Raw genomic sequence first — 19510 nt, 5'->3', positions numbered from 1 at the left:
GGACTATATAAGTCCCTTTATTTATATTATCAGATGAGGAAATCAAAATGTCAAAACAGAATAAAAATGAAAAAATTCAGCAATTCGAGTCAGAATCTTATGTAGATCCGCAACATCAAATACTGACAACTTCATTAGGTGTTGCGGTTAAAGATAATCAAAATAGTCTACGTGCGGATAGTCGTGGTCCAACATTATTAGAAGATTTTTTTCTTAGAGATAAACTGATTCACTTTGATCGAGAGCGTATTCCTGAACGTGTTGTACATGCACGTGGTGTAGGTGCTCATGGTTATTTTGAGGCTTATCCAGGAAATGAAAAATGGACGAAAGCTCATTTTTTAACAAATTCTGAAATAAAAACACCTATATTTGCACGAATATCAACAGTGCAAGGCGGACGGGGTTCTGCTGATGTTGTACGTGACGTACGTGGTTTTTCCATAAAATTTTATACTCAGGAAGGTAATTACGATTTAGTAGGTAATAATATTCCTGTTTTTTTTATTCAGGATGCTATTAAATTCCCTGATTTTGTTCATGCCGTAAAACCAGAGGATCATAATGAAATTCCTACAGGTCAATCTGCTCACGATACATTTTGGGATTTTGTTTCTTTAAATACAGAAGCTGCACACATGACAACATGGGTGATGTCTGATCGTGCCATTCCTCGAAACTTACGCTCTATTCAAGGTTTTGGTGTTCATACTTTTAGATTAATTAATGCTAAGAATGAAGCTTTTTTAGTAAAATTTCATTGGACACCAAAGCAAGGTGTCGCGCAAGTCGTTTGGGATGAAGCTTTAAAGCTCAATGGTAAAGATCCTGACTTTCATCGTCGAGATTTATGGGATGCAATCGAAAGAGGGAATTATCCTGAATGGGAGCTAGGTGCTCAAATTTTTACTGAAGAACAAGCAGCAGAGTGGGATTTTGATGTCTTAGATCCAACTAAACTCGTACCTGAAGAATTAGTACCTGTCACGCCATTGGGTAAATTTATCTTAAATCGAAATCCTGATGAATTTTTTGCAGAAACAGAACAGGTCGCTTTTTCTCCAGCAAATATTGTTCCTGGTATAGATTTTAGTAATGATCCTTTATTGCAAGGTCGTCTATTTAGTTATACAGATACTCATTTGCATCGTCTAGGTACACCTAATTTTAATCAAATTCCAATTAATAAGCCCGTATGTCCATTCCATACCAATCGTCGTGGAGGATTTGCAAATCAGCATATTCATAAAGGTAAGGCCAATTACGAACCTAATTCAGTAGATAGTAATTATCCACGTGAAGCAACAGAGGATCAGCAAGCATTCACCAGCTATCCTGAAAGAATCGAAGGTAGTAAATTGCGTATTCGTGCAGAAAGTTTTGCAGATCATTTTTCTCAAGCAACCTTGCACTATCGTAGCTTGAGCACGCATGAGCAACAACATATTAAAGATGCTTATGCCTTTGAGCTGTCTAAAGTGCAAGCTGAAGAAATTAGGCAGCGTGTTGTGTCTGAGCTGCTAAGTCCTATTGATCAAGATTTAGCACAGTATGTAGCAAATGAACTAGGACTAAATGTGGAGAAAGCAAAGGTTAAATCGCCTAACTCAGAAATAGTAATCTCCAAAAAGCTTAGTATAGACGCTTTTCCTGCCTCTGATATTGCACAACGTAAAATCGCAGTACTCGTGCATAACGGTGCAAATGCTACGACTGTAAATGCAATTAAAAAATGGGCAGAACAAAATAATGCCATCGCTGAAGTGTTAGCCCCAAGTGCAGCTCCTGTGAAATCGAGTGATGATCAGGAAATCGCTGTAGATGGTCGTCAAAATGGTGAGCCTTCTGTAACTTATGATGCTACTGTAGTTGTTGATGGTCATAATTTTGATAAGTTTAAATCTGATGGTGTTGCCAAGCACTATGTATTAGAAACTTATAAACACTTAAAACCGATTGTTCTGATAGGTGATAAATCTCAAATTATTGAGATATTAAATATTAAGCAAGATGAGAGTGTATTTATTACGGACGATTTTTTATCTATACAGAATGAATTTAAACAAGCCATTCAGCAACATAGAAATTGGGATAGAGAAGAAGCGGCAAAAGAGATACCTGCTTAAATTTAAGGTATTTTAACCCCTTTTTGTTATTTTCAATTTGTTTAAAGTCATCATAGATTGTTTACTTATATTTGCAATCATTCACAAAGCCGTCTAGATTTTGTAGGCGGCAATTCCAAATTTTTGGTATATGAATATTATTGTTTGATAGAGTTTTGCTATTGTGGAATTTGTAAATAATATTCTAAGTACTATTTTTTTTACATTGCAATTTGAAGTGATTTAAATAAAAAGACCTCTTGTGCCTTGTGTAATTCCTCATTGTGAGTTTATGTGGTTGCTTAGTACAGCGATTAAGTTAAGGCATAAACCGAATCTTTTCTGTTTATTCTGATAGTGCTTACTTAATACGCTCAATGTTTTGAATTGAATATTGATGTGTTTAATTAAAACTCGTATTTTGCCAATCATCTCAGTAAAACTTGTCGGGATACACCAACCAAAAGTATGAATTCCGAATCTGAAAAACGGTTTAATTTCTGATATTTCATGAAATTTATATGGAGGCGCTTTTTACTTCGGCAAGAGATTTAAAGAAAAAACAATATAAATTTATTGATTAATCAAAATATATCAACTCATTTGTTATAGATAAGCGATCAAGCTGAATATCCGTATTTGATCAGTAAGCGTATAAAAGTATGTCTAATCATATGCAAAATTTGCATATCAATACAAAACTTCAATCATTTACATGCAATGGATTATTGTAATTTTAATCAAATACTTTCAAAATCCGCATTTCCATATCAGTCTTTGGTTAGATTTAAATGAAAAAGTTAGGTGAACTTACCTTTAAACTTGCTGGTGTAAAATATCATGTCGAACCAGATGTATTAGAAAAAAAACAAGTGATTATTGGTTTTGAACATACATCGATGATGGATGCAGTGCTTTCATTGGCGCTTTTCCAAATTTATAATATTAAAATCCATACATTGATTAAGAAAGAACTGTTTAAAGGGCCATTCAAACCTGTCCTTGAAGCATTAGGCGGAATCCCCGTTGACCGCAAGTCAAATAAAGATATCGTTTCACATATGGTTGAACACTTTCAGGAAAATGAAGAGTTTAATCTCGTGATTGCACCTGAAGCGACACGTGCTAAAAATGGTGAACAGCGTAAACCGATTCGTACAGGATTTTGGCATATTGCGAAAGCTGCCAATGTTCCAATTGTCTTGATGTACATCAATAATAAAAATAAGCAGGGTGGAATCTTTGGGAAAATTTACCCAACAGATTTAGATCATGATATGGTTTTGCTTAAAGAACTTTATAAAAAGCATGCAGATTTAGATATTGTAATTCCTGAACCTAAAAAAAATTAGGTATTTGTCTATTTTCTAAAAAAAAGGCACTTTCTCAAAAAAAAGCGCTTATGGTAGAATTACTGTCAATTTGAAAGGCATAAGGCCGATCTACAAGGAGCATATTTCGCATGGCGGGTCATTCCAAGTGGGCTAATACCAAGCATCGTAAAGCAAAACAAGATGCGAGCCGCGCTAAAGTATTCACAAAATTTATTCGTGAAATCGTAACAGCTGCCCGTTTAGGTGGTGGTGATGCGGCATCCAACCCACGTTTACGTGCTGTTGTGGAAAAAGCATTGGTTGCTAACATGACACGTGACACTATTAACCGTGCTATTCAGCGTGGTGTTGGTGGTGAAGACAATGATGACTTAAAAGAAGTAACTTACGAAGGTTATGGTGTTGGTGGTGTGGCAGTTATTATTGAAACCATGACTGATAACTTAAACCGTACTGTGCCTGATGTTCGTCACTGTTTTTCTAAAACAGGCGGTAACTTAGGTACAGCAGGTTCAGTAGCATATATGTTTACCAAACGTGGTGAGATTACTTTTGAAGATGTTTCTTTAGAAGATAAAATCATGGAAGTGGCTTTGGAAGCAGGTGCAGAAGATATCGAAGTGGATGAGGATGAAATTCTCGTCATTACCACGCCTGAAACGTTTGGTGATGTACAAGATGCGCTTGCAGCAGCAGGTTTAAAATCGGATAATGCTGAAGTTGTCATGAATCCATCGACTAAAGCTGAAATCACAGATGTTGATCAAGCAAAACAAATCTTAAAAATGATCGATATGTTTGAAGATTTGGATGATGTACAAAACGTGTATACCAACGTTGAATTCTCTGAGGCTGTATTAGCAGAACTAGACGCTTAAGACTAAATCTATGAAAATAGGATTTTGATTGAGTTTAAAACCGTATTTTAAAAAACGCCGAATGTGGTGACATTGGGCGTTTTTTATTTTAAAAAGTTTAGACAATATTCAATTCATTAAAAAGCTCTAATCCTAATTGGATATTATGTTGACTTAAAAAGCGTGAATCTGCCGTAGATAAATGGTCGGCCATATTCAAATGTGAAAATAAAAGAATGTCTGAATAAATTTCTCTTGTGTGGGTGTAATCTACTTTCATTAATCTGTGATGATTGGATTCATGTGATTGCACACATTTATTTTGACTAAATATACATCATATCAATGTTATTTCACGCCGAATAGATTGAAAATAAGACCACAAAGACCCATATAAAAATACAAAGCAATACACAGACAAATTGTGAAATTTGACCTATCATCAAGTTACTTCACAAATTATAAGTCTGAATCAGACAATAGGATTAGGACATCGTATGAATATCGCCGCAAACCCTGTGATCGAAGCAGATCAAACTGTTTATTTAAAAGACTATCAAAAACCTGCATTTGAAGTGCTGTCGATCAATTTAGATCTGTCTGTTTACGATGATCATACGATTGTTCGTTCAAAAATGTTGATGAAACGTCAAGTTGTGGGTGACTTAGTTCTTTTGGGACGTGATTTAGAACTCAAACAAATTAAATTGAATAGTCAGTTGCTTTCAAATACAGATTATTCCTTAGATGCTGAACAATTGGTGATTGCAAATGCACCTGATGCGGTGACACTTGAAATTGAAGTCGTGATTCATCCTGAAAGTAATACACAACTTGAAGGCTTATACCAAGCGGCGGGTAATTTGTACGTGACACAAAATGAACCAGAAGGTTTCCGTAAAATTACCTTTTATCCTGACCGCCCTGACGTACTTTCAGTCTTTACCACACGTGTTGAAGCAGACAAAAAATTTCCTGTACTCTTAGCCAATGGTAATTTGATTGAGGCAGGTGAAGCAGGTGAGGGTCGTCATTATACCGTTTGGCAAGACCCAACGAAAAAACCAAGTTATTTATTTGCATGTGTGATTGGTGATTTGGCGGTACTCAAAGATCGCTATACCACTTCTGAAGGGCGTGATGTTGCTTTAGAAATTTATGCTGAAGAAAAAGATATTCCTAAATGTCATATTGCGATGGAAGCCTTAAAACATTCGATGCGTTGGGATGAAGAGCATTATGGTCGCCCTTATGATCTTGATAATTATATGATTGTGGCAACAAGTGCATTTAATATGGGGGCAATGGAAAATAAAGGCTTAAATATTTTCAATACCTCTTGTGTACTTGCCGATGAAGAATATACCACTGATGCTGCAATCATGCGGGTGCAATCGGTCATTGCCCATGAATATTTCCACAACTGGACAGGTAACCGCATTACTTGTCGTGATTGGTTCCAATTGTGTTTAAAAGAAGGCTTAACGGTGTTCCGTGATCAGTCATTCTCAGAAGATTTACAATCGGCTGCGGTACAACGTATTGATGATGTTGCTGTTTTAAAATCCCATCAATTCCCTGAAGATTCAGGTCCATTGTCACATCCACCACGTCCTGATCATTTTGTGGAAATTAATAATTTCTATACTGCCACTGTTTATGAAAAAGGTGCGGAAATTAACCGCATGATGGCGACATTGCTTGGTAAAGAAAAATTCCGCCAAGGGACTGATGAATATTTCAAACGTCATGATGGTCAAGCGGTTACGGTTGAGGATTGGGTTGCAGCATTAAGCGCAGGTTCAGGCGTAGATTTATCAGCATTTCTCATTTGGTATAACCAACCGGGTACACCAAAATTGCAAGCCCAAGGTGAGTATGATGCTGCTAATCAGACTTATCGTTTAAGCCTAAAACAAAGCTTAAAACCACATGCAAAATATCCAAACCTGAAAGCTGTTCCCATTCCTGTAGCACTGGCTTTATTTGACGCTGAAACGGGTGAGCAACTGGTATTGAATGCTGAAGCTTTGTTTGAAAATGGTGTGAAAGATGGTGTCTATTTATTTGATCAAAATGAAGCAAGCATTGAATTTACAGGCTTAAAAGCTGCACCTGTGGTGTCGTTATTGCGTAGTTTCTCTGCGCCTGTGAACCTTGAATTTAACTATTCAGATGAACAACTTGCATTCTTATTGCAGTATGAAACCAACGGCTTTAACCAATGGCAGGCTGCTCAGACTTTGCTTGAACGCATTTTGTTGAATGGTCATGATGCTCAAACTTATCTGGATGCAATTCAGAAAACTTTACCTTTTGTGATTGCCAAAGATCCGCTATTGGCTTCGCGTTTATTTGATATACCGACTGAGGGTTATTTAGGTAGCCGTATTGATCAAGATTATAATCCTGTAGTGGTCAATGAAGCGCGTGAAGCTTTGCTGAATACTTTGGCACGTGAACTGGGCGGTTTTGTTAAAGAAACTTATCTAAGCCTTGACCCAATTGCACAAAAAGAGTTTTCTCAGGCAATGGGTGTTCGGGCGCTGAAAAATATCATGCTGAGTCTGCTTGCACGTCAGGGCGATAGCGAAGTCTTTGGTTTGGCATACGAACAGTACCAAAATACAGGCAATATGTCTGAGCGTTTAGGTGCTTTAAAAGTCTTGGTCTGGAATGATGCACCTCAGGCACAGGAAGTTTTACAAGACTTCTATACTCGCTTTAAAGATGAAGCTTTGTCATTGGATCAATGGTTTATGATTCAGGCAGCACATCCAAAAGCAACCGCAGAAAACATTGCTTATTTAACCTCTCATGCCGATTATGATTTGGCTGTGCCGAACCGAATCCGTTCAGTATCAGGTGGTTTAAATGCCAATCCTGTCAATACATGGAGTTTTGGGGTTCAACATTTCATTGATTTAGCAAGATATTTGGATGAGAAAAATCCAATTGTGGGTTCACGTTTGTTGCAGGTCTTGTCACGTTGGTACACTTTGGCTGAGCCACAGCGCAGTCAAGTGAAAGCTGAACTTGAAGCATTGAAATCTCAAGTAAAATCTAAAAATGTCAGTGAAACATTGAGTAGTATGTTAAGCATTTAATTTTAATTAAGTGTTTGATGTTTTAATGTGCTATTTACTCTGTTTTATAGGGTAAATAGCATCTTTAGAACTTATAGAAAATCCTTATTTAAGTTGTCACTTTTCAGGCTATTTTGCTGTTACTGTTGCAAATAGTCACTCAATTCCAATATCCACATTATTCTAAATAATTTCATGTCTTCATTTAGAATGCGCTGTTATTTTTCGCAGTAGTGTTCCTCCTAAAGTTTAAATACAGGCATTAGAATTTTTATAAAGTATGAAAAATACTGTTCTTTGATTGAATGATAAAAAAAATATTTGTGTTATAAATTAGGTATTAAACTTAATGATAATAAATTTAAATTATGGAACAACTTAACCCTTCAGACCTAAAAGCCATTCTACATTCTAAACGTGTGAATTTATATTATCTTGAGCATTGCCGCGTGATGCAAAAAGATGGTCGCGTTTTATATCTGACCGAAGGCAAAAATGAAAATCAATATTGGAATATCCCGATCGCCAATACTACAGTCATTATGCTCGGCACAGGGACATCTATTACTCAAGCGGCGATGCGTATGCTCGCCAGTGCAGGTGTATTGGTCGGCTTTACAGGCGGTGGCGGCACACCTTTATTTATGGGCTGTGAAATTGAGTGGATGACCCCGCAAAGTGAGTATCGTCCAACCGAATATATGCAAGGTTGGATGCAATTTTGGTTTGATGATGCCAAACGTTTAGAAGTGGCAAAACAATTTCAGCTTGCACGGATTGAATTTATAAGAAAAATTTGGTCTAAAGACCGAGATTTAAAAGAATATGGTTTTTACATCGATGATGTGGATATTCAAAATGCCTTAGATGGTTTTGAAAATAAAATTCCACATATTAACAAAGTGGGGGATTTACTCCTTGCTGAAGCTGCGACCACCAAACAACTGTATAAAATTGCAGCCAAACGTACAGGGCTAAAAGATTTTAACCGTAATCCTGAGCAAGGTGATTTAGCCAATGATTTTCTAAATCACGGCAATTATTTGGCTTATGGTTTAGCTGCAACGACGCTTTGGGTTTTGGGAATCCCGCACGGTTTTGCAGTGATGCATGGAAAAACTCGCCGTGGGGCATTGGTGTTTGATGTTGCGGATTTGATTAAAGATGCTGTGGTTTTACCGTATGCCTTTATCTGTGCCAAAGAGAAAATGACCGAACAAGAGTTCCGTCAGCAGATTTTGCAGAAATTTACTGAGCATAAATGTTTGGACTTTATGTTTGATAATGTGAAAGCGCAATCTAAATGTATTTAGTATATTTTATTTCATAGGGTATTTACTTTTTTTTCTGGCTAAATTATCCTCAAAACTCAATTGTTGATAGAGGTAATTATGTATAGAAAAAATGTTATTTATTTTATGTTAATTATGGCGATTTATGGTGGTGGTCATACAGTTACCCATAACTCTTTAACCATAAATATTTTACAGGTAAAAACAAATATTGCGACTGCTTATATAGCAGCTTAGAAACTATGCAATAACATGTTCACTGCCATATAGGCAGCTTAATTCCAAATCTATGTTGAATTATTTCAAATAGTTCAACATAACCAAATTTATCAAAATAGGAAAATAATAATGATTGTCACGTTTATCAGTCAATGCGAAAAGAAAGCCATTCCACGTACTCGCCGTGTCTTGGATGCTTTTGCAGATCGGATTGGGGATAACACGTGGCAAACCGTGATTACCGAAGATGGTCTCATAGCGGTGAAGAAATTACTCCGTAAGACTGTGACTAAAAGTACAGCGGTCAGTTGTCATTGGATACGAGGAAGACGACGTAGTGAGCTGTTGTGGGTAGTAGGGAATCGCAATAAGTTTAATAATGAGGGAATAGTGCCTGTAAATACAACACAGAAAAAGTTAGATCAAAATAAATGGGAAAATGATTGGCACTATTTACCTTTACTCAAAGCATTAGTCGCAATTTCTGCATTATTACATGATTGGGGAAAAGCTTCTGTTTTATTCCAAGAAAAACTACAACCAAAAAGTAAAAATACCAAGAAAGGTGATCCTTTAAGACATGAATGGATTTCTTGCCTATTACTTAATGCGCTAGTGCAATCATCAGGAAATACAACAACGGATGAAGCATGGTTAAAATTACTGATTGAGCAAAATTGGCATGAAGATGATTTAAAACAAACGGTTTTAACAGGTTTAGATCAAACGAAAGCTTTAGATCAGTTACCACCTTTTGCACAATTAGTCGCTTGGCTGATTGTTTCTCATCATCGTTTGCCTGATTTAAAAGAAGAAGAACGTCGTAAAGATTATGCCAGTACAAAACGAGAAACATTATCTGCAATGTTGAAAAGTATTAAAGCAGATTGGGGCTATCAAAATAAATTTGATGATGAATATCAACAGCGCATTTTAAAGTGTTTTGAATTTGAACAGGGCTTATTAAGCCAATCGGTCAATTGGACGAAGCAAATTAAAAAATGGTCAGCGCGTTTATTACAAGAAATTCAGCCTAATGCCATTATTTTTGAAGATGGTAGTTGGCGTGTTATTTTGCATCATGCACGTTTGTGTTTAATGTTAGGTGATCATTATTATTCATCTTGTGATGCTGATGTAAATTGGAAGACTTCATTAAAACTCATTGCAAACACAGATCGAAAATCAAAAGCACCAAAGCAGTATTTAGATGAGCATTTGGTACATGTCAGTGATAATGCCATGAAAGTGGCACAATCATTAAGTCGTTTAGCTGATGACATGGAACCTGCCTATGATATTGCTAAATTAAAAAAGAAAAGTCCTGATGGCTTTGAGTGGCAAGATCAAGCTGTAAAAGAGATTCAAAGTTTTATTCAAAAAAATGAAGATGCCCAAAAACAAGGTTGGTTTATTGTCAATATGGCAAGTACAGGCAAGGGAAAAACCATTGCCAATGCCAAAATTATGCAGGCATTGTCGCCAAATGCAGATTCATTACGTTATATCTTAGCTTTAGGGTTAAGAACTTTAACCTTACAAACAGGGGATTCTTATCGCAATGATATTGGTTTGCAAAATGATGAACTTGCGGTATTGATTGGCTCGAAAGCTGTTCAAGAATTACATCAAAAAAATAAAGCTAAAACAGATGAAAATGAAATTAATGTAGAAGAAATAGGCTCAGAGTCACTCGAAACATTATTAGACAATGAGCTTGATTATGATGTGCTGTCGCAAGCAGATTTTATGAATGTTTTATTTCCACAAAATCAAGCGGAAAAAAATAAAGCATTTTTATATAAACCTGTTTTAGCCTGTACGATTGATCATATTATTTCTGCGACAGAAACCAAACGTGGCGGAAAATATATTTTACCGAGTTTGCGCTTATCTTCCTCTGACTTAGTGATTGATGAAGTTGATGATTTTAATGGACAAGATTTAATTGCGATTGCGCGTTTAGTGCATTTAACAGGTATGTTAGGTCGTAAAGTGATGATTTCATCAGCAACGATTCCACCTGCATTGGCTGAAGGATTTTTTAATGCCTATCAACAAGGTTGGCAACTCTATTGTGCCTTTAAAAAAATCAAAAATACGCAAGCGGTAGCAATGTGGGTAGATGAATTTAAAACCCAAATTACGATGGTTGAAGATGTTGAATATATAAAGGAATATCAACAAGACCATAAAAAATTTGTGCAAATTCGTGCAGAACACTTGCAACAACAAATCATTAAACATAAAGCCTATATTGTTGATTGTTCAGATTTAGTTGTTTCTAAAGAACAAGTGAAATTAGATGAAAGCATACAACAGCAGTATTTTGAACGGATTAAGCAACATACTGAAAAATTACATTTAGCACATCATACAATTGATCAAAAAACGGGTAAAAAAGTGTCTTTTGGCGTGATTCGTGTTGCCAATATCCCACCATGCGTGGCATTAACCCGATATTTACTCAATGCAGAATGGACAGAGAATATTGTACCACGTGTGATGGCATATCATAGCCGACAAGTGATGTTATTACGCAGTGAACAAGAACGGCATTTAGACCAAGCGTTGAAACGTAAAGAAAAACAAGGCGAACAACCACAAGCATTTTTAGATACAGGTAATGATGGCGTGATTCGTCAGCATTTAGATCGTACTGATGCTGAGCATGTGATCTTTATTTTGGTGGCAACCCCTGTGGAAGAAGTGGGGCGAGATCACGATTTTGATTGGGCAATTGTAGAGCCTTCTTCTTATCGTTCCATTATTCAATTGGCAGGACGTGTTTTACGTCATCGTAAAATCAGTCAGGATATTACTCAGCCAAATATTGCGTTAATGCAATATAACTTAAAGGGTTTGAGAGGTGCACAGGTTGCTTTTGAGAAACCTGGTTTTGAAATTAATAACAATAAATTTAAATTAAGCACCAAAAACTTATCAGAACTTCTAGATGATGATGTGAGTTTAGGCATTAATGCGATTCCACGTATTCAAGCCAAGCAACCGTTACAAGCCACGGAAAAATTAGCAGATTTGGAACATGCGGTTTTAGCAGACAGTTTGACAAGCTACCAAAAGACAGGTGCAAAACCTTTAAATGCTTGGCTCACGCAAACATGGTTTTTAACTGCTTTACCGCAAAGATTTGCACCATTTAGACAAAGCTCACCCAACATTCAGCTCTTTGCAATGTGGCAAGACCATAAGCTTACGTTTTGCATAAAAGATGATTTTGGCAAGTATATTAACCGCAATGGTTTTTATCAGATCACGCATTTAGAGCTGAGTGAATGTGAAAAATCACGTTTATGGTTTGATCGAAATTACAGCGACATTTTACGTCGTATGGCGCTTGATACTTTGCAAGAAAATGAGGATATTGAAACAAAGATGGAAGTATTGTCAAAACGTTATGGGGAAATCATGTTGCCTGAATATGATGAAGATAATGCATTGTTATATTCAGATCAATTTGGATTAATTATAAAAAATTAAGGAAGGGATATGACAGCAAGTATTCATACTTTTTTAAATGAACGCAAAGAGCTTTGGTTAAAAGACCGTTTAAAAAAAGCAAAAGATGATGCCGAAATTGCAGAGTTACAGCAGCAAGCAAACGATAAATTTCATTTAAAAGAATGGTTACCTGATGCAGCAAAACGTGTTGTACAGCTTTCGATGGTGAGCCATCCAAGTAAATTTAGTCATCCAAGTGCAAAGACTTCAAGCATTATTGCCCCTGTATCTGCCAGTAAAGATGGATATTTACGCACAGGCAACGTGGACTATCCATTAGATGTATTTGGCAATGCGGCTGCAATGGACGTTTATAAATTTTTATGTTTGTCATTAAGCAATGAACTTTCTGTGCTAGATGGTTTTGAACAAGATGATCAAAAGCTAAAAAAGTTGATTCAACAATCTTCGTTAGATTTTGAAACATTGAAAAATAACTTTTTAATAATTAAACAAAATGATACGACAAGTAAAACGGATCATTTGATTAAACAGGTTTATTTTCCTATTGCACAAGATGAATATCATTTACTGTCAATTTTGACACCATCAGGATTAATCACTCGATTAAAGCAGAAAATTGATTACATGCGCTTCTCTGAGCAAACTAAACATGCCAAAGAGAATCGCAAGAAAAATGAGCATGATGCAGAAGGTTATGCAGATATTTTTGATTTAACAGTCACAGCTTATGGTGGAACTCAACCACAAAATGTCAGCGTACTTAATAGCCAAAATGCAGGGAGAGCATATCTTCTATCAAGCTGTCCGCCGACTTTGGAAAAACGTGCTATCCGACTGCCTAAAACAGATTTTTTTACACAGTGTTTATATCGCAAAAATTATCAGGAAAGTTTTGTTCAACTCCATAAATTCATGCAGTTAGATATTAATAATAATGCTATTCGTACCGCAATACGCAACATCATTGGGTTTGTGATTGATCAAATTTTATTACAGTCATTTAAAATTCGTGAGACCTATCCTGAGGCTTGGTCAGATCAAGATTATTATGTAAGTTTACCTAAATTACAGCGAATTTGGCTAGATCAGCAGTATCAAAATGAACGAGAAAACGATGCTGAATGGCGTGATGAGATTAGTCAAAATATTGCACGTTGGATTTTACGCAGTTATGAAAAAGTGATTGCTGATTCTTATACTTTGGGGACAGGAGAATTATTAGCTGTACAACAACAGGTAGAAAATTCATTGCAACACGCCAAGGAGTTCTTTTAATGCGTCAATTTTTATTGATTCCACATTTAAAAATCCATAATGCCAATGCAATGAGTAGCCCATATACCATTGGCTTTCCTGCAATGACGGCTTGGTTAGGTGCTGTACATGCGTTACAACGCAAGCTACACAGTAAAAATACTGAGGTTGAACTGACAAAAATTGCGGTGAGTTGTCATGATTTTAATTTGCAGACCTATAAGGGACGTGGCGATTTTGTCCATTCGATTGTAGGAACGGCTAATCCTTTGGATAAAGATGGTAATCGTCCTGCCTTTATTGAAGAAGCACGTTGTCACTTAGAAGTATCTTTGCTGATTGAATGTGAAAATATTGATCCTGATGAAAAAGAAGAATTTTTACAGCTTGTACAGCAATTGGTTACAAGCATGAAATTTGCCAGTGGTGATGTTTTATCGGTGAAGCCTTGTAAGATTTTAAATTTTGACGATGAAGAAGATCAAACGAAACAACTTCGCCCAATTTTAAATCAATTGATGTTAGGACATGTGCTGATTGAGCGCCGTGACTTAGTCCTACAAGGCATGAATGAAGGCTTAGATGCTTTAGATGCGGTGTTGGATTATCTGAAAGTGACACATAGCTCAACGCAAGATGAAGATAAAAAAGTGACATGGACATCTCAGCGTAAAGCGCAAGGTTGGCTTGTACCAATTGCGGTTGGTTTTCAAGGAATTTCTGAAATCGGACAAGCAAAAAACCAACGAGATGCCTATACACCACACCGATTCGCTGAAAGTGTGCTGACTTTAGGCGAATTTATTATGCCATATCGTATCGAAAGTATTGATCAACTGTTATGGCAATATCATGTTGATTTAGAAAATAATTTATACCTTTGCCAAAACTTAACAATACAATCTATTTAACTTTACAAAAAAGGAAATTCGCTCATGGCTAAAAATGAAAAAGCGGTTGCTAGCGTACTTGCATTTGAAAAAAAACTTGTGCCGTCAGATGGTTATTTTTATGGTACAACTTGGGAAAATCGCACAGAACAAACAGCCTTAAAACTGATTGAAAAGTCAGTACGTGGCACAATTTCAAACCGTTTAAAACCTGCGGTTGCAAGTGATCCATTAAAATTGAATGCTGAAGTTGAGAAAGCCAATTTACAAAAAGTGGATGCCTGTGCTTTAGCAGAGCATCAAGATACATTAAAAGTGGCTTTTACTTTAAAGGTCTTAGGGGGTATCGAACAGCCATCCGCATGTAATAATGAAGCATTTCTAAATTCATATAAAGAAGTCGCTAAAAACTATATTCAAACTCATGGATTCGCTGAATTGGCTAAACGCTATGCGTTAAATATTGCGAATGCACGTTTTTTATGGCGTAACCGTGTTGGTGCAGAAAAAATTGAAGTGGTTGTGACGGTGAATGATCAAGAATCGGTAACCTTCAACGCGTTTGATTATAAACTACATGATTTTGATGCAGTTGATACCAAAGTGCAAAATTTAGCAGATCAAATTGCAAAGGCGTTAAAAGGAGAATTACCTTATTTGCTGATTAAAATCGAAGCCTATGCTTTGGTGGGTCAAGCACAAGAAGTGTATCCAAGTGAAGAACTCGTACTTGATAAGGGCAAGGGAGATAAAAGTAAAATTCTATATCAGGTGAATGATGTTGCTGCGATGCATTCTCAAAAAGTGGGGAATGCTTTACGTACCATTGATACATGGTATCCAGAGTTTGAAGAGCAAAAATCAGCAATTGCAATTGAACCATATGGTGCAGTAACTAATTTAGGTAAGGCATACCGTACACCGAAAGCTAAACAGGATTTCTTTAGCTTATTTGATAAATACGCATTAGGTGAATCCTTAGAAAATGCTGAACAAGAACATTATGTGATGGCTGTACTTGTACGTGGTGGTGTATTTGGTCAAAGCGGAAAGGACGCTTAATATGAAGTTTTATCAGGAAATTACCCTGATTGATCAAGCTGAAATCTCAACCTATTTTATTTGGTCAAAAATATATACACAGTTGCATATTGCATTGGCTGAAATAAAAGATGAATCAGATAAGGTGAGCATTGGTGTTTCTTTTCCTCAATATATTTTTGAGGAAAAAGTAGATAATCAAAAAGCTAAGATCAATTTAGGAAAAAAGCTTCGTTTATTTGCTGAATCTGAAGCCGATTTAAAGCAATTAGATATTCGACGTTGGCTTGAGCGCTTAGAGGATTATGTGCATATCACTTCTATTCGTGAAGTGCCTCAAGACATCAAAGGCTATGCCATTTATAAACGCAAACAAGTGAAAAGCAATGCGCAACGTTTAGCTCGTCATCGTGTAAAACGTGGTGATATTGGTTTTGATGAAGCACTTGCAAGATATAGCAATGTGGTGACAACAACTGCATTGCCATATATAGAGATGAAAAGCTTAAGCAACTCAACTTCTAGTGATGATAAACGTTTTAAATTGTTTATTGAAAAGCAACCTGCGACAAAATCTGAAACTCAGGTTTTTAGCACTTATGGATTAAGTTCGGTATCATCTGTACCCGAATTTTAACCCAATATTTTTTCATTCTTTAACAGTATAATAAAATCAATAAGTTATGATGGTGTCTTAAAACTTGGGTCTTTTTATGGATTTAGGGCTTAAGTTACTATTATAGCTTTATTTTTTGCTGTAAAATTGCTGTTCACTGCCATGTAGGCAGCTTAGAAATCGAATTCGCAGGAATTAAAACATGTTGAAGCGTTCACTGCCATGTAGGCAGCTTAGAAAATTATAATGATCAACTAAAAACAAATATGCTTGTTCACTGCCATGTAGGCAGCTTAGAAAATCGGCATTACAAGCTTCATGCATAAAACATTGTTCACTGCCATGTAGGCAGCTTAGAAAATCGGTAACTCTCAAAAAGCCATTTACGGTTTGTTCACTGCCATGTAGGCAGCTTAGAAATTTGAATTCTGCTAAATCAACAGTAATCAATTGTTCACTGCCATGTAGGCAGCTTAGAAACGAATGCTTTTGTGAGTAAGCACCTCTTGATTGTTCACTGCCATGTAGGCAGCTTAGAAATTATGCTGCTACTTCGACTGCTTCAAATTTTGGTTCACTGCCATGTAGGCAGCTTAGAAAATTGTCTTTCCAATGTTTATCGAATTTTGCACAGTTCACTGCCATGTAGGCAGCTTAGAAAATTAAGGAACACTTTGCGGCCTTCTACTGAGCGTTCACTGCCATGTAGGCAGCTTAGAAATTATAAATTAATGCCACAAGGCGATTTTTCTAGTTCACTGCCATGTAGGCAGCTTAGAAAGCAGGCAGCCGAAACATCTTCTTGAGTCACTTGTTCACTGCCATGTAGGCAGCTTAGAAAATATGCAGTAGGCAAGACCATGTAATCGGACGGTTCACTGCCATGTAGGCAGCTTAGAAATAGTTGCGAGGTTGCTTTTAGGAGCTGGTTTAGTTCACTGCCATGTAGGCAGCTTAGAAATCATTTCATACAAAAAATACTGTTCTTTAGAAGTTCACTGCCATGTAGGCAGCTTAGAAAGTTTTGGCTCTTTGCGTCAATATCCTAATACGGTTCACTGCCATGTAGGCAGCTTAGAAAAATTAATTCTTTTACAGTCGGATGTAAAAGACGTTCACTGCCATGTAGGCAGCTTAGAAATTGTTCTGTATATGCATTGATAATGCTTACCAAGTTCACTGCCATGTAGGCAGCTTAGAAATAGATGATGAGGGCAATTAAATATAGGGTAAGTATAAATAACTTCATTTTGCAAAAGTGTAAAGAAATCTTGGTGATCAAAACAACTTTTGCTAAATTGATCAACTTTCAATAAGAAATAAGAGTCAACATATATGCACAACAGTATGATTAAAATTGCTTTTACATTCGCAATGCTATCAAGTTTGAGTATGTTTACAGCTGCCCAAGTACCCAAAGAGATTGATCAAGTTCTAAAACAAATTACATTGCCTTTGCAAAAAACTGAAAAAGAATCTGAGATTGTGACCAATTATTACTATCAAGATCAATCAAAGAATAAGCTAGTAATTGGTATAGCATCCGATTTTATTGATGTCAGTTGGACGTTTAAGACCTTGCCTGATGAAAAATCAGAAGTTGTCACTCAAGCCAAAACGCTAACACAAAGCTTACTTGGTGAAGAGTGGAACAGTCTGTATAGTGCAATCACTGAAGGTGGAACAGTGGATTATTTATCACAAGATAATGGTATAGTGATCACAGATGCTGGATGTACAAAAACAATGTGTGGTTATCAAGTCAAATTGAGAGAGTAAAACCTCCAAGCAAGGAGGTCTATAAAAATTAAGCAGGTGTAAGCCAATGACTTTGTTGCATGTCTTCAAGCCAATCGCTTACATCGAGTTGATTTGCAATTGAAAATTTTTCATTCACTTGGAAGATCAATAACGAATCATGCATACTCATCACATTGGCCAAATGTTGACGAATAATTACAGCATCATATTTAGTATTAATGAGCCAAGTATTTTGGTTGACACGAATTGTATGATCATAATCTTCAATCGTTTTATGAACTTGGTCAAAATGATCGAGATAATTTGAGTTTAAAATAATTAAATAGTTCATCAGAGCAGCCTCCATAAAAGATATTTAAAAAATATCTTTTATCTAAAATGTGATGAATATCACTGAATTTTTACTCTAGCATTAAAAATTTTTAAAAAATTAAGAAAGTGTCTGACAATATTGTCTAGAACAGGAGAGTTTGGTTTCATTCGGTTATTCATTTACATGGTTATTACAATTGCATCCAAAATTACTTTGTAAAAGATGATCAAAAAATTTTCAATATTTGTTAAATTGAAGTAAAATTCACTTTAAATTATTTAAACAATAAGCTCATCAAATGATGGGCTTTTTTGTTATTTCTCCCCCCTAAGTAAATAGTTTGAGGTTATACAATGCTAGTTAAAATCGAAGATGGTTTTTACTTAAATTCAGCACATATTATTGCAATACGTGTTTCTAGAAATATGATTACTCAAGGTTTTTCTATTGATATTGATTATACACCGAACAATCAAAAAGCCTCTGGTACGTACCATAAGCAGTTTCAAAATAAAGTTGATGCAGACGCATTTCTACAAAAAGTTCACCAACAGATTGCTTAAATAAATGCATAAATAAAAAGAATTATTTAAAGGAATTAGTGGAAAAGGAATTCATTTTTAAATCGAATATAGCATTCATTTGAAATTTATCCCTTAAATTTTATGACAAATACACTCATCATTCGCATTTTTTCACTGCTTTAAATCCTTTAATAAAAGCAATTTATTCACAAAATTACGTTTCAGCGCATACATTTTTAATTTTCTGTATAAAATACCTGCCAGTTGGTATGTTTGATGAAAATGATTGATTTACAGGTGAACAAATGACTCCTTTACTAAAAGCTTATCTCTTATTGGCTTTAGCGATTGTAGCGGAGGTCATTGGTTCGACATTTATTGTGAAATCAGCAGGGTTTACTAAATTGGTGCCCTCATTGGCAGTATTCGTATTATACAGCATAGCTTTTTACTTGCTCTCACAAGTGGTGAAAGTCATTCCATTGGGTATTAGCTATGCGATTTGGGCTGGAGTGGGGATTGTACTGACGGCATTTTTAGGCTTTATTGTGTTTAAACAAAGCCTTGATCTTGCAGCGATGATAGGCATTGCTTTGATTATTTCTGGTGTGATTGTGATTAATTTATTTTCAACAACGGCGGGACACTAATTTGGCACAGATCAAAAGGGAGCGTGTTCCACATTTTCCCAATAAACAATGGTTGTTAACAAAGTGCTTTGAATCATTTAAA

14 protein-coding genes and 1 CRISPR repeat array are annotated in these 19510 nt (G+C 36.0%); of the genes, 13 read left to right on the top strand and 1 reads right to left on the bottom strand.

The window, feature by feature from the left end; genetic code table 11:
* Nucleotides 1–47: 47 nt before the first annotated feature.
* The 11 genes from HUV91_RS05285 to HUV91_RS05235 all read left to right on the top strand — a co-directional run bounded on the left by HUV91_RS05285 (nt 48) and on the right by HUV91_RS05235 (nt 17959).
* A complete protein-coding gene (locus tag HUV91_RS05285) occupies nt 48–2126 on the top strand; it encodes a catalase (protein WP_130073679.1) in 2079 nt (692 codons plus the stop codon).
* A 770-nt stretch (nt 2127–2896) separates the two neighbouring features.
* Complete coding sequence (locus HUV91_RS05280) at nt 2897–3457, top strand: 1-acyl-sn-glycerol-3-phosphate acyltransferase (RefSeq protein WP_174492771.1); 561 nt, start codon at nt 2897–2899, stop codon at nt 3455–3457.
* Nucleotides 3458–3567: 110 nt separating this feature from the next.
* Entirely contained in the window at nt 3568–4317 is a 750-nt protein-coding gene (locus tag HUV91_RS05275; protein ID WP_130073677.1) for a YebC/PmpR family DNA-binding transcriptional regulator, read from the top strand.
* Nucleotides 4318–4793: 476 nt separating this feature from the next.
* Entirely contained in the window at nt 4794–7403 is a 2610-nt protein-coding gene (gene pepN / locus HUV91_RS05270; protein ID WP_174492770.1) for an aminopeptidase N, read from the top strand.
* A gap of 347 nt (nt 7404–7750) precedes the next feature.
* The gene (gene cas1f, locus HUV91_RS05265) at nt 7751–8695 is read left to right on the top strand and encodes a type I-F CRISPR-associated endonuclease Cas1f (RefSeq protein WP_174492769.1); all 945 of its coding nucleotides are present in this window, start codon (nt 7751–7753) and stop codon (nt 8693–8695) included.
* A gap of 327 nt (nt 8696–9022) precedes the next feature.
* A complete protein-coding gene (cas3f, locus tag HUV91_RS05260) occupies nt 9023–12394 on the top strand; it encodes a type I-F CRISPR-associated helicase Cas3f (RefSeq protein ID WP_174492768.1) in 3372 nt (1123 codons plus the stop codon).
* A gap of 9 nt (nt 12395–12403) precedes the next feature.
* Nucleotides 12404–13654: a type I-F CRISPR-associated protein Csy1 gene (csy1, locus tag HUV91_RS05255; RefSeq protein ID WP_174492767.1), complete on the top strand. Its 1251-nt coding sequence runs from the start codon at nt 12404–12406 to the stop codon at nt 13652–13654.
* Complete coding sequence (gene csy2 / locus HUV91_RS05250) at nt 13654–14544, top strand: type I-F CRISPR-associated protein Csy2 (protein WP_174492766.1); 891 nt, start codon at nt 13654–13656, stop codon at nt 14542–14544. The genes csy1 and csy2 overlap by 1 nt, the downstream gene beginning before the upstream one ends.
* Nucleotides 14545–14568: 24 nt before the next feature.
* Entirely contained in the window at nt 14569–15585 is a 1017-nt protein-coding gene (csy3, locus tag HUV91_RS05245; protein WP_174492765.1) for a type I-F CRISPR-associated protein Csy3, read from the top strand.
* A 1-nt stretch (nt 15586) separates the two neighbouring features.
* Nucleotides 15587–16201: a type I-F CRISPR-associated endoribonuclease Cas6/Csy4 gene (gene cas6f, locus HUV91_RS05240; RefSeq protein WP_174492764.1), complete on the top strand. Its 615-nt coding sequence runs from the start codon at nt 15587–15589 to the stop codon at nt 16199–16201.
* A 131-nt stretch (nt 16202–16332) separates the two neighbouring features.
* Nucleotides 16333–17382: direct repeats of the CRISPR family, unit length 28 nt; unit sequence GTTCACTGCCATGTAGGCAGCTTAGAAA.
* Nucleotides 17383–17527: 145 nt separating this feature from the next.
* Entirely contained in the window at nt 17528–17959 is a 432-nt protein-coding gene (locus HUV91_RS05235) for a hypothetical protein (RefSeq protein ID WP_174492763.1), read from the top strand.
* A 28-nt stretch (nt 17960–17987) separates the two neighbouring features.
* Here the strand turns inward: HUV91_RS05235 and HUV91_RS05230 are convergent, their stop codons facing one another.
* Nucleotides 17988–18272: a hypothetical protein gene (locus tag HUV91_RS05230; RefSeq protein WP_130073667.1), complete on the bottom strand. Its 285-nt coding sequence runs from the start codon at nt 18270–18272 to the stop codon at nt 17988–17990.
* Nucleotides 18273–18607: 335 nt separating this feature from the next.
* Here HUV91_RS05230 and HUV91_RS05225 point away from each other — a divergent pair, with 335 nt between their 5' ends.
* Nucleotides 18608–18817: a hypothetical protein gene (locus HUV91_RS05225; RefSeq protein WP_130073666.1), complete on the top strand. Its 210-nt coding sequence runs from the start codon at nt 18608–18610 to the stop codon at nt 18815–18817.
* 266 nt (nt 18818–19083) lie between these two features.
* On the top strand, nt 19084–19428 hold the full coding sequence (locus tag HUV91_RS05220; protein WP_130073665.1) for an SMR family transporter: 345 nt from the start codon (nt 19084–19086) through the stop codon (nt 19426–19428).
* Nucleotides 19429–19510: the final 82 nt, after the last annotated feature.

This window comes from Acinetobacter sp. Marseille-Q1623, from assembly GCF_902809895.1.
In the GTDB taxonomy this organism is placed as follows: Bacteria; Pseudomonadota; Gammaproteobacteria; order Pseudomonadales; family Moraxellaceae; genus Acinetobacter; species Acinetobacter piscicola_A.
The sequence above is the reverse complement of the archived record's forward strand: the minus strand, read 5'-3'. Positions and strand labels throughout refer to the sequence as shown.

Bases quoted from the DNA above. Each gene is read 5' to 3' on its own strand.
- HUV91_RS05220 (WP_130073665.1), top strand. From the start codon at position 19,084: ATGACTCCTTTACTAAAAGCTTATCTCTTATTGGCTTTAGCGATTGTA.
- csy1 (WP_174492767.1), top strand. From the start codon at position 12,404: ATGACAGCAAGTATTCATACTTTTTTAAATGAACGCAAAGAGCTTTGG.
- pepN (WP_174492770.1), top strand. From the start codon at position 4,794: ATGAATATCGCCGCAAACCCTGTGATCGAAGCAGATCAAACTGTTTAT.
- HUV91_RS05280 (WP_174492771.1), top strand. From the start codon at position 2,897: ATGAAAAAGTTAGGTGAACTTACCTTTAAACTTGCTGGTGTAAAATAT.
- HUV91_RS05275 (WP_130073677.1), top strand. From the start codon at position 3,568: ATGGCGGGTCATTCCAAGTGGGCTAATACCAAGCATCGTAAAGCAAAA.
- HUV91_RS05285 (WP_130073679.1), top strand. From the start codon at position 48: ATGTCAAAACAGAATAAAAATGAAAAAATTCAGCAATTCGAGTCAGAA.
- HUV91_RS05235 (WP_174492763.1), top strand. From the start codon at position 17,528: ATGATTAAAATTGCTTTTACATTCGCAATGCTATCAAGTTTGAGTATG.
- csy3 (WP_174492765.1), top strand. From the start codon at position 14,569: ATGGCTAAAAATGAAAAAGCGGTTGCTAGCGTACTTGCATTTGAAAAA.
- cas3f (WP_174492768.1), top strand. From the start codon at position 9,023: ATGATTGTCACGTTTATCAGTCAATGCGAAAAGAAAGCCATTCCACGT.
- cas6f (WP_174492764.1), top strand. From the start codon at position 15,587: ATGAAGTTTTATCAGGAAATTACCCTGATTGATCAAGCTGAAATCTCA.
- HUV91_RS05230 (WP_130073667.1), bottom strand. From the start codon at position 18,272: ATGAACTATTTAATTATTTTAAACTCAAATTATCTCGATCATTTTGAC.
- csy2 (WP_174492766.1), top strand. From the start codon at position 13,654: ATGCGTCAATTTTTATTGATTCCACATTTAAAAATCCATAATGCCAAT.
- HUV91_RS05225 (WP_130073666.1), top strand. From the start codon at position 18,608: ATGCTAGTTAAAATCGAAGATGGTTTTTACTTAAATTCAGCACATATT.
- cas1f (WP_174492769.1), top strand. From the start codon at position 7,751: ATGGAACAACTTAACCCTTCAGACCTAAAAGCCATTCTACATTCTAAA.